General features: G+C 37.5%; 15 protein-coding genes. 13 read left to right on the top strand and 2 right to left on the bottom strand.

Annotated features, from left to right (window positions below; genetic code table 11):
* Window position 1 precedes the first annotated feature (1 nt).
* The 4 genes from rsgA to HXV90_RS23515 are packed head-to-tail and all read left to right on the top strand — an operon-like array spanning window position 2 to window position 2,327.
* Window positions 2–886, top strand: a complete 885-nt coding sequence (gene rsgA, locus HXV90_RS10750) for a ribosome small subunit-dependent GTPase A (protein WP_269898940.1) — start codon at window positions 2–4, stop codon at window positions 884–886.
* A 2-nt stretch (window positions 887–888) separates the two neighbouring features.
* On the top strand, window positions 889–1,557 hold the full coding sequence (gene rpe, locus HXV90_RS10745) for a ribulose-phosphate 3-epimerase (RefSeq protein ID WP_048395360.1): 669 nt from the start codon (window positions 889–891) through the stop codon (window positions 1,555–1,557).
* The gene (locus tag HXV90_RS10740; RefSeq protein WP_048395359.1) at window positions 1,554–2,207 is read left to right on the top strand and encodes a thiamine diphosphokinase; all 654 of its coding nucleotides are present in this window, start codon (window positions 1,554–1,556) and stop codon (window positions 2,205–2,207) included. Before rpe ends, HXV90_RS10740 begins: the two co-directional genes overlap by 4 nt.
* A gap of 51 nt (window positions 2,208–2,258) precedes the next feature.
* Window positions 2,259–2,327 carry a hypothetical protein gene (locus tag HXV90_RS23515; RefSeq protein ID WP_230874924.1) on the top strand — a complete coding sequence of 23 codons (69 nt, stop codon included), beginning with the start codon at window positions 2,259–2,261 and terminating at the stop codon, window positions 2,325–2,327.
* 91 nt (window positions 2,328–2,418) lie between these two features.
* On the opposite strand, the gene rpmB is transcribed toward HXV90_RS23515, so the two are convergent.
* Both rpmB and HXV90_RS10730 read right to left on the bottom strand, forming a co-directional pair.
* The gene (gene rpmB, locus HXV90_RS10735) at window positions 2,419–2,607 is read right to left on the bottom strand and encodes a 50S ribosomal protein L28 (RefSeq protein WP_004227417.1); all 189 of its coding nucleotides are present in this window, start codon (window positions 2,605–2,607) and stop codon (window positions 2,419–2,421) included.
* Between the two features lie 186 nt (window positions 2,608–2,793).
* Window positions 2,794–3,537, bottom strand: coding sequence for an IclR family transcriptional regulator (locus tag HXV90_RS10730; protein WP_269898939.1), 744 nt, complete (start codon window positions 3,535–3,537; stop codon window positions 2,794–2,796).
* A 305-nt stretch (window positions 3,538–3,842) separates the two neighbouring features.
* Between HXV90_RS10730 and HXV90_RS10725 the strand changes: the two genes are divergently transcribed.
* The 9 genes from HXV90_RS10725 to sdaAA all read left to right on the top strand — a co-directional run bounded on the left by HXV90_RS10725 (window position 3,843) and on the right by sdaAA (window position 14,123).
* A complete protein-coding gene (locus tag HXV90_RS10725) occupies window positions 3,843–4,715 on the top strand; it encodes a dimethylarginine dimethylaminohydrolase family protein (protein ID WP_048395355.1) in 873 nt (290 codons plus the stop codon).
* A 14-nt stretch (window positions 4,716–4,729) separates the two neighbouring features.
* Window positions 4,730–5,491: a dimethylarginine dimethylaminohydrolase family protein gene (locus tag HXV90_RS10720; RefSeq protein ID WP_257961592.1), complete on the top strand. Its 762-nt coding sequence runs from the start codon at window positions 4,730–4,732 to the stop codon at window positions 5,489–5,491.
* A gap of 110 nt (window positions 5,492–5,601) precedes the next feature.
* Window positions 5,602–7,029, top strand: coding sequence for an amino acid permease (locus HXV90_RS10715; RefSeq protein WP_066037828.1), 1,428 nt, complete (start codon window positions 5,602–5,604; stop codon window positions 7,027–7,029).
* A gap of 39 nt (window positions 7,030–7,068) precedes the next feature.
* A complete protein-coding gene (locus HXV90_RS10710; RefSeq protein ID WP_066038398.1) occupies window positions 7,069–8,673 on the top strand; it encodes a M20/M25/M40 family metallo-hydrolase in 1,605 nt (534 codons plus the stop codon).
* A 168-nt stretch (window positions 8,674–8,841) separates the two neighbouring features.
* Window positions 8,842–10,050 (top strand): GGDEF domain-containing protein, encoded by a 1,209-nt coding sequence (locus tag HXV90_RS10705; protein ID WP_269898938.1) that lies wholly within the window; start codon window positions 8,842–8,844, stop codon window positions 10,048–10,050.
* Window positions 10,051–10,158: 108 nt separating this feature from the next.
* The gene (locus tag HXV90_RS10700; RefSeq protein ID WP_004269431.1) at window positions 10,159–10,518 is read left to right on the top strand and encodes an Asp23/Gls24 family envelope stress response protein; all 360 of its coding nucleotides are present in this window, start codon (window positions 10,159–10,161) and stop codon (window positions 10,516–10,518) included.
* 18 nt (window positions 10,519–10,536) lie between these two features.
* Window positions 10,537–12,186, top strand: a complete 1,650-nt coding sequence (locus HXV90_RS10695; RefSeq protein ID WP_048391660.1) for a DAK2 domain-containing protein — start codon at window positions 10,537–10,539, stop codon at window positions 12,184–12,186.
* Between the two features lie 351 nt (window positions 12,187–12,537).
* Window positions 12,538–13,200 (top strand): L-serine ammonia-lyase, iron-sulfur-dependent subunit beta, encoded by a 663-nt coding sequence (gene sdaAB, locus HXV90_RS10690; RefSeq protein ID WP_048391657.1) that lies wholly within the window; start codon window positions 12,538–12,540, stop codon window positions 13,198–13,200.
* A gap of 14 nt (window positions 13,201–13,214) precedes the next feature.
* Window positions 13,215–14,123 carry an L-serine ammonia-lyase, iron-sulfur-dependent, subunit alpha gene (gene sdaAA / locus HXV90_RS10685; RefSeq protein WP_004269428.1) on the top strand — a complete coding sequence of 303 codons (909 nt, stop codon included), beginning with the start codon at window positions 13,215–13,217 and terminating at the stop codon, window positions 14,121–14,123.

Here is a 14,123-nt window from a genome sequence, read left to right as displayed (position 1 = left end):
GATGGCGCAAGGCCAAATAAGAAAAGCATTAAGTGGTTATTATTATGTATTTGATGGACATCAACTGATTCAATGCCGAGGACGTGGGGTATTTCGTAATCGTGGCGAATCCCCACTCGTAGGCGATATTGTAGAGTATACAATGGAAACTGAAGGCTCTGATGGGACAATACAAAAGATTTTTGAGCGCCAAAATGAATTAGTACGTCCGCCAATTGCGAATATTGATCAAGGTATTTTGGTGTTTTCTGTAAAGGAACCGAATTTCAATACCATTTTACTGGATCGTTTTTTAGTTGTGTTAGAATCCTTCCGTGTACATCCTATTATTTGTTTAACAAAAATGGATTTGCTAGAAAATGATGAACGTGATGAATTACAAAATTATATAGCAGATTATGAAAGCATGGGCTATACAGTTTTGCAAACATATAAAGATGAAGAAGAATTAGTAGAACGGTTACGTCCTATTTTAAAGGGAAAAACCACCGTTTTAGCTGGCCAATCGGGCGTTGGGAAATCAACTTTGCTTAATACGCTCATTCCAGAGTTGAACTTAAAAACGGGTATTATATCCCAAAGCTTAGGACGGGGTAAACATACTACTCGACATGTTGAACTGATAGAGGTCTGTGATGGTTTATTAGCAGATACGCCTGGATTTAGTTCCTTTGATTTTGACGAAATTGAGAAAGAAGAATTAGGTGTATGTTTTCCTGAAATGGCTAGAGTAGCGGATGATTGTAAATTTAGAGGTTGCTTACACTTGAAAGAGCCAAAATGTGCAGTAAAGGCAGCAGTAGAAGCAGGGGAAATTCGAGACTACCGCTACAAGCATTATGAACAATTTATGCAAGAAATTATGGATCGAAAGCCGAGGTATTAATGATGATACAAATAGCACCATCAATTTTAGCAGCAAATTTTGCAAAGTTAGGTGAAGAAGTAAAGGAAGTAGAGCAAGCAGGTGCACAACTTATTCATATTGATGTAATGGATGGTCACTTTGTACCGAATATTTCATTTGGTTCTATTGTATTGGATGCTATCCGTCCATTAACGAAGTTACCATTAGATGTGCATTTAATGATAGAAAATCCAGATCAGTATATTGAACAGTTCGCAAAAGCTGGAGCAGATTATATTACAGTACATGTAGAAGCATGTCGTCATTTACATCGAACAATTCAATTAATCCGTTCTTTTGGTGTAAAAGCGGGTGTCGTATTAAATCCACATACACCGATAGAATCAATTCAACACATTTTAGAAGATATTGATATGGTATTATTAATGACTGTTAATCCTGGATTCGGTGGACAAAAATTTATTCATTCTGTTGTACCTAAAATTGAAGCATTATCAACAATAATTAAGGAGCGAGGCTTAGATATTGCCATTGAAATTGATGGTGGTATTACTGCTGAAACAATTGTGCCATGTGCACAGGCTGGAGCGACAATTTTTGTAGCTGGGTCAGCTATCTATAGTAAAGAAGATCGAACAGCTGCTCTTCAAGAGATTTTACTAGCTGGTGAGGCAGCGATTAAAGGATGACGACAGTCGTTGTTTGTGCAGGTGGTCCAAAAAATGAGCTTTGTTCATTTTCATCGTTTCAGCAACAACAGGATGTTGTGTTTATCGGGGCTGATCGTGGCGCTTTATATTTAATTGAGCAAGGAATTACGCCCCATGCTATTGTTGGTGATTTTGATTCTTTAACGGATGAAGAATATCGACAAGTAATGGCACAAACCAATGATCAACAACGTTTTCAAGAAGAGAAAAATGAAACAGACACGGATTTAGCTTTGCTTAAAGCCTATACGTTTGCACCACAAGAAATTATTTTGACAGGTGTGACGGGTGGGCGTTTAGATCATTACGAGGCAGCTGTTCGTTCTATTTATCGGTTACAAAAAGAGCATCCTCAAATTGAGTTAAAGATAATCAATCATACTAATATGTTGCAATTTTTACTACCAGGTACACATACAATTTATGCAGATGATCGATACCGATACTTGTCTTTTTTTGCTCACGAGGAGCCTATTCAAGGTGTAACATTACGACAAGTAAAATATGAAACAACGAATGAGGAAATTTCCTTAGGAACATCTCGATTTACAAGTAATGAAATAATAGGAACTTCAGGGTCTATATCTTTCTCGCAAGGCATATGTTTAATGATAAGAAGCATAGATTAGCGTAAGGGGGAGAGAGTCCTGAAAGTATATACGTTCCAATTGCCGAAATTCGTGAGTAGTATCACGCGTACGTGTATTAACCTATTTAAAAAAGATAAGAAAGTAAAAAAATCCGACTAGTGTTAGTCGGATTTTTTACTTTCTTCTAGAATACTAATCAAGAAAAAAATCGATTGCGCTCAATGCGAAATCGATTTTTTAGAAGCAGCGATTAAACGCGCTCGATTTTACCTGATTTTAATGCACGAGCAGAAACCCATACACGTTTTGGTTTACCGTCAACTAAGATACGAACTTTTTGAAGGTTAGCACCCCAAGTACGTTTGTTAGCGTTCATAGCGTGGGAACGGTTGTTACCAGTACGAGCTTTACGTCCAGTGATTACACATTGTTTTGGCATGTTGTATTCCCTCCTTACTGTTGATGCTGAAAGATTATTATTTCAGTTCGGTATTTCACATACCATAATAATTTAACATACGATGGCGTTCAGTGCAACAGTTTTCACATAACCTTTCAAGAAAAAAACCTTTACAGACATAAAACATTTATGAAAAGTAGAGAAGTTTAATGGGGAATAGTTCTCCTATCCTTTTCCTCGATAACCAAGTTTCAGCGATACACGTCTACCAGTATCAACTAATCGCTCAATCAATGTATTAATATGATCTTGAGAGACATTAAAGTTTACAAAACCAATACTGACTGCTCCTATCACTTCACCAAAACCATCTAAAACAGAGACAGCAATAGAGGAAGTACCTGCAGTTCGTTCTCCATGACTTATTGCATAGCCTTGTTGTCGAATTTGGTGAAGCTGCTCCTCTAATTCGGCCATTTCATCTTTAGTTACTAGTTGCTCTAGAATTTCTTTGGATTGTAGCGCTGACATTGAGGCGAGTATGGCCTTATTGGCCGCTCCGATATGCATAGGTATGCGAATACCCAACTGATCATAAATACGAATCGGATTAGCTGCACTGTCTATCCGTTCTATAATAATCGTATCTAATCCAGCTGGTTTACTTAAATAAACGCTTTCTTCAACCTCCCTGGCTAATCGTTCTAACTCAGGTCTGATTTTGCTAATATAATCCATCGTATCATACACCTGTAAGCCAAGTTCCATCCATATGGTTCCAAGCCGATAATATTTAGTCTGTTCATCTTGCTCAATCATCCCTTGTTTAATCATGGCTTTTAAAATTCTATGTAAAGTACTTAGCGGTAAACCGCATTTTGTAGAAAGCTCTGAAATGGACAAGCTACTGTCGTTTGCATCAGCTGCTAAAACTTTGGCAATTGTCATCGCCCGCTCTAATAATTGCATTTGTCCCACCTCCCTTCATCCTATTTTATTTTTATTCTCCATCTACGTCTAGTTCCAATATTCCCGTACAAATCAGAAGTCTAAACAAATGGTTATTTTAATACACGAAAGCTACAAAAGGATCCTTTAAGAGGCTTCTTTAATAAACGATAGCATTTTTTCCAAGGGTGAACGCAATCTAGATTAAAAGAAAAATAAAAGTTTTCTAAATATATTGACAGTATAGCATAAAACGAATATATTCTTCATATAAACTTTCCTTTTAACGGAAACGTTTTCCACTACACGGAAATGAGGTGAAAGGAATGCATTATTGTTCATCAATGTATGCGCCTTTGAAACATGTTATTGTAAAAGATCCAAAAGATGCTTTCCGAAGCCAGACACATCTTAGTGAGGAATGGAAAACATTTAACTACTTATCTGAGCCTGATTATGAAGAAGCTCTAAGCGAATACGCTGAATTTATTGGGATTCTTGGAAAGTATGTTGAGACTATTGAATATCTGCCTATAGCAGATGAAGTAGGATTAGATTCTCTTTATGCACATGATCCAGTTAAATTCACTCCAAATGGTGCCATAATACTGAAATCAGGCAAAAAATTAAGACAACCAGAAGCAGCAGTATACAAGGACTTTTTACGGCAAAAAGGTATACCAATAATTGGTGAACTTACTGGAGAGGCAGTTTCAGACGGTGGAGATATTGTTTGGCTAGATGATCGAACGCTCGTTGTGGGTAGAGGTTATCGAACAAACGATGAAGCCATTCGTCAGTTAAAGGAAATGACAGCCGATATGGTAGATGAATTTATAGTTGTACAACTACCACATGATCTTGGTGAAGCTGAATGTTTACATTTAATGTCTTTCATAAGTATGGTAGACCGAGATTTAGCTGTTGTGCATTCGCGTTTAATGCCAGTATTTTTCAGACAACTGCTAATTGAGCGTGGCATCCAGCTAGTAGAAGTACCTAAAGATGAATACGATTCGTTAGGCTGTAATGTTTTAGCGCTTGCACCAAGGGTATGTGTGATTCCTCAAGGCAACAAAGAAACAAAGCAACAGCTACTTGATGCTGGAGCAACGGTGTACGAATATAAAGGCGATGAAATTACTGTTAAAGGAACAGGTGGGCCGACTTGCCTAACTTGCCCAGTAGTAAGAGGATAAAGGAGAAGATGAATATGTTTAAAAATGTTATTGTTAAAAATCCAGGTAATAGTTTTGTAAACGGTTTAACAACTAGTGATTTAGGAAAGCCGATTTTAGAAAAATTATTTGAACAACATGAACATTATGTAGAGGCTTTAAAAAAATGCGGTGTAGAAGTTACACAATTACCAGCAAATGAAGCATTTCCAGATTCAACATTTGTAGAGGATACAGCTGTATTAACGGCTGAATTTGCTATTATATCGAATCCTGGAGCAGCAGCTCGTAACCGCGAAATTGAAGAAATCGAACCAGCTGTAAAGCAATTCTATGAAAAAATTTACTATATTAAAGGTTCTGGAACACTTGATGGTGGAGATGTACTACAAGCAGAGAAAAAGTTTTACGTAGGGATCTCAGAACGCACAAATGAAGAAGGTGCTCAGCAATTTAAAGAGATTGTTGAACAAGAAGGTTATGAAGCAACTATTATTCCATTAAAAGAATTCTTCCATTTAAAAACTGGAATTGCCTATGTTGGGGAAAATCGTATGGTGCTAGCTGGTGAATTTGTCGATCATCCTGCATTTGAATCTTACGAAAAAATCGTGATTCCTAAAGAGGATGAATATTCAGCTAACTGTATTCAAGTAAATAATTATATTATTATTCCAGCTGGCTATCCAGAAACAAATCGTAAATTACTAGACCTTGGCTATCAAACAATTGAACTTGATATGTCTGAATTTAGAAAACACGATGGTGGTTTAAGCTGTTTATCATTACGTTTTTAAGTAAATCTAACAATACCCAATCAATTTAAAAGAGAAAATTGATTGGGTACTTTCATTCTTAAAATATCAGAATATTTAATATTTTTACATTATATGGGAAGTAGGGATGGATGTTGAATAAAGGGGATCAGCTTCACAATAATCAATTAAAGCGTTCGATGAAAAGTCGTCACTTGTTAATGCTTTCACTTGGGGGTGTTATTGGAACAGGCTTATTTTTAAATGTAGGCTATACCATTAACCAGGCAGGACCCGGCGGTGCACTGATTGGTTACTTATTTGGTGGCTTAATTTTGTTTATGGTCATGAATTGTCTTGGGGAATTGGCTGTTTACATGCCTGTTACAGGTTCTTTCCAAACATATGCAACACGTTTCATTAGTCCTTCAGCCGGTTTTTCATTAGGTTGGATGTATTTTGTTGGATCTGCTGCCACAGCAGGCGTTGAATTTACGGCTGCAGGTATTTTAATGCAGCATTGGTTTCCAAGTGTACCAATTTGGATATGGTGTGCTGTGTTTATGGTTCTTTTATTTGTCTTAAATGCTTTAACAACGAAGGGCTTTGCTGAAGCAGAGTTCTGGTTTGCTAGTATAAAAGTTGTTGCAGTGATTGCATTTATCATTATTGGTGGAGCAGCAATCTTTGGTTTAATTCCATTAGCAGACCGTCCTACTCCACATCTCACAAATTTAGCACCTTCTGGTTTATTCCCAGCAGGTATTACGATTATTTTTGTCACAATGATGAATGTAATTTTTTCTTATCAGGGATCAGAGCTGGTGGGTATTGCAGCAGGGGAGACCGAGAACCCTGAAAAAAATATTCCTAGAGCGATTCGTACAATTCTATTTAGAATCATCGTTTTCTATATTGCTTCCATTATTGTATTATCGGCAATATTCCCAGCATCAGAGCTTGGGCTTATGGAAAGTCCATTTGTCACGTTAATGAATTTAGCTGGTGTACCATATGCAGCTGGTATCATGAACTTTGTTATTTTAACAGCTATTTTATCAGTAGGTAATTCATGTTTATATGCATCAACACGTTTATTATTTTCCATGTCACAAGAGGGGATGGCGCCCAAGTTATTTGGTCGATTAACGAAAAATAAAGTACCTTTAAATGCGCTTATTTTTACGATGGTATTCTCACTCTTATCTTTATTAACTAGTGTAATGGAAGCTGATGCTGTATTTGTATTACTAATGTCGGTAGCAGGTATATCTGTCACAATTTCATGGATGGGAATATGTGCTTCTCAGTTAATGTTCCGTTATCGCTATGTGAAGTCGGGAGGAAATGTGGCTGATCTAAAATTTAAAACACCACTATTCCCGTTGATTCCAGTATTTTGTATAATCTTTTGTGTTTTAATTTTAGTATTTTTAGCGTTTGATCCAACGCAAAGGATTGGTTTACTATACGGGATTGGCTTCTTTATTGCCTGTATGATTTTTTATCAATTGAAATTAAAGAAAGCGGCGACTGCTGCTACAGATAGCAAAAGTGAAGAAACACTAGAAATTCGTTAATCGTACCTCTAACGAATGGGAGTTAAAGGAGAAAAAATCATGAATACTTTTATGTGGGATACACCCGAAAAACTACGTGCCCTATTATGTGAACTTGTGAGCTGGGAAAGCCGAACATTAACGGAGGGTGAAAATAAATTTGCCTTTCGACTAAAAGATAAATTGTTAACGCTTCCATATTTTGAAAAGCACCCAGACTTGATTGAATTACATGATGCAGGACTTGGCAGAAATGCAGTGACAGCTTTCTATAAGCATCCAACCGCAACTGAAACCGTTGTGTTAATCAGTCACTTCGATACCGTGCATACAGAGGAATATGGTGAACTAGAGCCGTTAGCCTTTTCTCCAGAAGAACTAACGAAAAAGCTAATGGAACCTAAATACCTAAAAGATTTACCAGAGGCAGCTCGCATTGATTTGGCGTCTGGGAATTATTTATTTGGACGCGGCACAATGGATATGAAAATGGGTCTTGCCTTACACATGCAGTTGATCGAAAAGGCAAGCTTTGAGCAATGGCCGATTAATTTGATTTTAACAACGGTCCCTGATGAGGAAGTCAACTCTGCTGGTATGAGAGCGGCTGTTGTGGAACTGGTGAGACTGCGGGAACAGCATGGCTTAACCTATAAATTATTTTTAAATAGTGAGCCATCGTTTTCACAAGGGCCTTCGGATACGAATGAATATATTTATTCAGGTACAATTGGTAAAATTATGCCTGCTGCTTTGTTCTACGGAAAAGAGACACATGTTGGTGAGCCATTAAAAGGGATGACGGCTCCCTTTATCGCTTCCTATATGACACAGCATATGGAGTGGAATCCCCTTTTCCGTGAAACAGATTTAGGCGAAAGCACACCACTACCCGTCTCTCTACAATTAAAAGATTTAAAAATGGAGTATTCTACACAAACACCATACCGTGCGGCGGCACTTTACAATGTCTTTTTGTTAAAACGTACAGCGGCTGAGGTGATGGCTATTTTTGAGGAAGTTGCGTTACAGGCAATGGCTGCTTGCAATGCGCACTATCAGGACATTTGTACACGCGAAAATGTTCAGGGTGTGGGCAAGGTAAAGGTCTTACGCTACGAGGCATTATTGGAGCATGCGATCCATAAGTTAGGAGCTGAGGAAGTACAAGCGATTAAGCACCAGGTTCAGCAGCATCCTGCATGGGATGATCGTGAAAAATCCATTCGTATTGTGGATCAGCTCATGATTCGCTGTCAGGAATTAGCACCTGCCACAGTTCTGTTATATGCACCACCTTACTATCCAGCCATTAATTCATCCAACCATCCATTAGTGAAACAGTCGATTGAATTAATGAAGCAAACAGCTCAAACATTTGATATTGAGGTGGAGCAGATCCACTACTTTAATGGAATCTGTGATTTAAGCTATGTCAATTATTCAGATGCATCCAATGAGTGGCTAGCATTTGAACGGAACACACCTGTATGGGGCGATACGTATCATATTCCATTCAAAGAGATGGCGGCATTACAAGGTCCTGTCTTAAATGTCGGTCCATTTGGAAAGGATGCCCATCAAAAAACAGAGCGATTGCATGTGGATAGTGCGTTTAAAGAGATGCCTATTATGATTGACACGCTTATTAAAAGTCTATTTTAGCCAAATAAATTTTTCGATATTTAATTGAATACAATGTAAAAAGTTGATGCTATAAAGGTATCAACTTTTTTATTTATCAGAAAAATTTAGATTGACTTGTATTTTTCGTTATCATGACGATACATATAGGACATTATAATTATTTGAAAGTGGGCATGAGGAGAGAGCATGATGGAAAATCAAGAAAAATTAGCTTTTTCTATTCGCGAAGAAATGGTTCAGTCGAATTTAAAAGGGATGAGAATAGTTGCTTGGACACTCATGTATGTATCAGTCATTATTTCGTTAATACATTATGGAGAGGTATTTTTTGTGAAGGCGGAAAGAGCCATGGTTCCCGTCTATATTGCCATTCATATCGCTATGTTTTATATAGATGTTGCAGTATTATTGTTTATCCGAGAAAAGCGAATTCATATTACTCCTGTTAATATACAGAAGTATGAACGGTTGGTTGTTGTTTATATTTACACAATAATGCTTTTGATTACTGCGATATCAGTATTGGATGTTTACTTTTTCCGTCATGCAGCACTGTATGAGGTTATTTTAATCATTATTTGTACAGTATTCGCGTTACCTTTACGAAAAATTGTCTGGATTATTTTGCTTTCTGCATCAGCCATTATTGTGAGTGCATATATGAGTGCTGGAATATCGAGTGAAAATATAAAAATTATATTACCCATGTCACTATTAATACCTATTGGTGTAATGATTCAATATCAGACCTATAAGGTTCGTAAACAAATCCATACCCAGCATATTTTATTGAATGAGGAAATGACCAAAACGAAGCGACTATCAGAATTGTTGGCTATTAAAAATAATGAATTAGCAGAGCAAGCATTAAAAGATTCTTTAACGAATCTACCTAATCGACGTGCATTTAACCAAAAATTGAATAAGATAGGACAGCAACTTTATCAAACACAGCCTTTAACAGTCATAATGATTGATATTGATTGCTTTAAAAAATTTAATGATTATTATGGTCATTTGCAGGGAGATGCAGCAATTGTCAAAGTCGCATCTCTATTGGAGGAAATTGCAGGGAAGTATAATGCATTTGTTGCCCGTTGGGGTGGCGAGGAATTTGTTATGATAAGCCAGCATACTCATAAGGTTGCTGAACCTGTATGTGAAGAAATCTTAGAAGAAATTCGACAACTTAATATCCCGCATTTACAATCTACTATTGCCCAACAAGTTACTGTTAGTATTGGAATGTGTCAAGCTAAAATCGCAAAATATGAGCATTTACAAACATGTTGTGAATTAGCTGACCAAGCGCTATATTTGGCAAAGCAAAACGGACGAAATAACTATTTCCGCAAAATGGCAATTTTTGATGAAGAAGCAAATGCGTCTATTTGAAGTCAGAAAACGTTGCTACGAAGCCCTTCAATACCCCCTTAGGTTGCTTAAATTATAACGAAAGTGTTACAATATAGTTTAGTCAAAAAGAGCCAAGGGGGCATTTCTATGTCAATTGAATTAAACAATGAATTCGGCCAAATTGATATTTCAACAGATGTACTTGCACAAATTGCTGGTGGAGCTGCTGTAGAATGCTACGGTATTGTTGGCATGGCATCTAAACATCAAATTCGTGATGGTCTAACTGATATTTTACGTAAAGAAAACTTCGCAAAAGGTGTTGTAATTCGACAACAGGACGACGATTTACATATAGATATGTACATTATTGTTAGTTACGGGACAAAAATTTCGGAAGTGGCTTATCAAGTACAATCGAAAGTGAAATATACAGTAGATAAAACATTAGGTATGAGCGTAAAATCTGTCAATATCTTTGTACAGGGCGTTCGTGTAGCGAATTAAGAGGAGGAACTAAATCGAATGCAGTCTTTAGACGGTATAAAGTTTGCTGAAATGGTACAAATGGGGGCGCATCACCTATACCAAAATGCAAATTATGTAGATTCATTAAATGTTTTCCCCGTTCCAGATGGTGATACAGGTACAAATATGAACTTATCGATGACATCTGGTGCAAAGGAAACAGAGCATGCTGCTTCAGAGCATATTGGTAAAACAGCACAGGCATTATCAAAAGGCTTGTTAATGGGAGCGCGTGGGAATTCAGGCGTTATTCTATCTCAGTTATTCCGTGGTTTTGGGAAGTTTATTGAGAAGGAGTCAACAATTGATGCAAAGGGCTTTGCTGGAGCATTCCAAGCGGGTGTTGATACGGCATATAAAGCTGTTATGAAGCCAGTAGAAGGAACAATTTTAACGGTGGCACGTGAAGCTGCGAAAAAAGGTGTAGAAGTAGCAGAAACTGAAAACGATATCATTGCCGTAATGGAAGCTTTTACAGCAGAGGCAAAGGCATCGTTGGATCGTACACCTGACCTACTGCCTGTTTTAAAAGAAGTTGGTGTGGTAGATAGTGGTGGTCAAGGCTTACTATTTGTGTATGAAGGATTTTTAGCTTCCTTAAAGGGGGAGGCTCTTCCGGAGAAAAATGATGCGACGCTAGATGATTTAATCAATGCAGAACATCATAGAGCCCAAGATTTCATGAACACTGCTGATATTGAATTTGGTTACTGTACAGAAATAATGGTTCGCTTAGAAGAAGGAAAAGAACCTTTTAATGAAGAACAATTCCGTAATGAATTAAATCCTTTAGGTGATTCTTTACTTGTTATTTCAGATGAGGAAATTGCGAAGGTTCATATCCATTCCGAGCAACCAGGTTCTGTTCTATCAATTGGCCAAAAATACGGTAGTCTTATAAAAATTAAAGTTGATAATATGCGTGAGCAGCATTCAGCAATCGTTGGCGAGGAACATAAAGCCCCTACGCCTGCTAAAAAGGTAGAAAAACATCCATATGCCATTGTAACGATTGCTATGGGTGAAGGTGTGGCAGAATTATTGCGCTCTATCGGTGCTTCCTATGTCATTGAAGGCGGTCAAACAATGAATCCTTCAACTGAAGATATCGTGAAGGCTGTACAAGAAATCGGTGCAGAGAAAGTATTAATCTTACCGAATAATAAAAATATAGTGATGGCAGCGGAGCAAGCGGTTGAACTATTAGAAATTGATGCAGCAGTGGTTCCTACTAAGACGATTCCTCAAGGAATGGCAGCGATTTTAGCGTTTAACCCAGAGGCAGCTGTTGATGTAAATAAAAAAACAATGTCAGAAGCATTTACAAATGTGAAGACAGGTCAAGTTACCTATGCAGTGCGTGATACATCTATTGATGGTGTTGAAATTCACAAAGATGATTTTATGGCATTGGCAGAAGGAAAAATTGTCCTTTCTACACCAGCACTAAAGGATGCAGCTGAAAAAGTAATTAAGGATTTAGTCAATGAAGATGCTGAGATTGTTACAGTCATTTATGGTGAAGATACAACTGAACAAGCTGCCTCTGAGTTGGTAGCTTTCATAGAAGAGAACTATCCGGATGTAGAAGTTGAATTATTTGATGGTAAACAAGGGTTATATCCATATATTATTTCAGTAGAATAATTACATGCTACTTTGCTATTCCGTAAAGAAAGCAGTGCACAAAACGTGTACTGCTTTTGTTTATGCTACAAAGAGAATGTTGGATTAAATTTATTAAAAACGTACTAAATATGAATCATTCAATGTACGTACCCACAGGATATAAAATTTGGAAATATTGGAATGTCGCCGCTTTCGTAGTTGTGTATATATGGTACGGACAATAAATAAGCATAAATATTTACTATAAATTATAGTAGTGGTAATTTTCTGAAAGTTGATAAATTAAATGCTTTACTTTTATAGTAACTATCAAGCATGATATAAATAAAAATAAATATTATTATACGGATAGAATAGAGGGGTGTTTGTATGAAGTTTACTTCAGTATTTGATATTATTGGACCAGTCATGATTGGGCCTTCCTCCTCTCATACGGCAGGAGCAGCTCGCATCGGGCGTGTTGCAAGGGATTTATTTGGTAGACAACCTAAATGGGCAAAAATTCATTTATATGGATCATTTGCAGAAACGTATAGAGGGCATGGTACAGATGTTGCGATTGTAGGAGGCTTATTAAATTACGATACATTTGATGATCGTATTAAAACGGCATTTGAAGATGCCAAACAAGCAGGATTAGAATACGAATTCATTCCTGAAACAGCTAATACCGAGCATCCAAATACGGCTCGACTTGTCATTGGAGACGATGAAGGGGAAATGTCAGTAGTCGGTATTTCAATTGGTGGCGGAAAAATTGAAGTCAGTGAAGTCAATGGCTTTAAGTTACGTTTAACTGGTGGTATGCCAGCTATTCTTGTTGTTCATGACGATCGTGCTGGCTGTATTGCCAATGTAGCCAATTGCTTGGCGATGCATGAAGTCAACATTGGGCATATGGAGGTATCACGTATCGAACGTGGTTTAACTGCTTTGATGGTGATTGAAGTTGATCAAAACATTGAGGATAAGGTGCTACAGCAAATATCTTTAATTCCATATATTACAAAGGTCTCAAAAATTAATAACTAAGGAGGTGTCCCGTGATGGACGTTTTATTTCATAATGTTCGTGAACTTGTTGAACGAGCAGAGAAAGAAGATAAATTAATATCAGAAATTATGATTGAACAAGAAATATTGATAACTGGTAGAACGCGTGAAGAAATCATCCAGCAAATGGATCGAAATTTAACAGTAATGGAAGAAGCAATTGAACGTGGATTACAAGGTGTGCAATCAGTAACAGGTTTAACTGGTGGGGATGCTGTATTACTTCAAAATTATATTGCACAAGGAAAGTCACTTTCAGGTGATTTATTATTAGATGCAGTAAGTAAAGCGGTTGCAACTAATGAAGTAAATGCTGCAATGGGAACAATCTGTGCAACACCAACAGCAGGTTCAGCAGGTGTAGTGCCAGGAACACTGTTTGCAGTAAAAAACAAACTAAATCCAACTCGTGAGCAAATGATTCGTTATTTATTTACGTCAGGAGCATTTGGATTTGTGGTAGCCAATAACGCTTCCATTTCTGGGGCTGCTGGTGGTTGTCAAGCAGAGGTTGGTTCAGCTGCAGGTATGGCTGCTGCTGCTATTGTCGAAATGGCTGGAGGTACACCACAGCAATGTTCCGAAGCGTTTGCCATTACATTAAAAAACATGCTAGGTCTTGTTTGTGATCCAGTGGCAGGCTTGGTTGAAGTGCCTTGTGTCAAACGTAATGCAATGGGTGCATCTAACTCCCTAGTAGCGGCGGATATGGCACTTGCTGGTGTAACAAGTCGTATTCCATGTGATGAAGTAATTGGTGCTATGTATCGCATTGGACAATCTATGAGTCCTAATCTTAAAGAGACGGCACGAGGCGGTCTAGCAGCAACACCAACAGGTAAGGCGATCAGTAAAGCCATTCTTGAAAATGGTGGCTTACAAAGCATTAAAGCACTTCAATAA

The organism is Lysinibacillus sp. JK80 (assembly GCF_027557635.1).
GTDB lineage: Bacteria > Bacillota > Bacilli > Bacillales_A > Planococcaceae > Lysinibacillus > Lysinibacillus capsici.
Note: the sequence above shows the minus strand (reverse complement) of the source record. Positions and strands in the feature narration are given on the sequence as shown.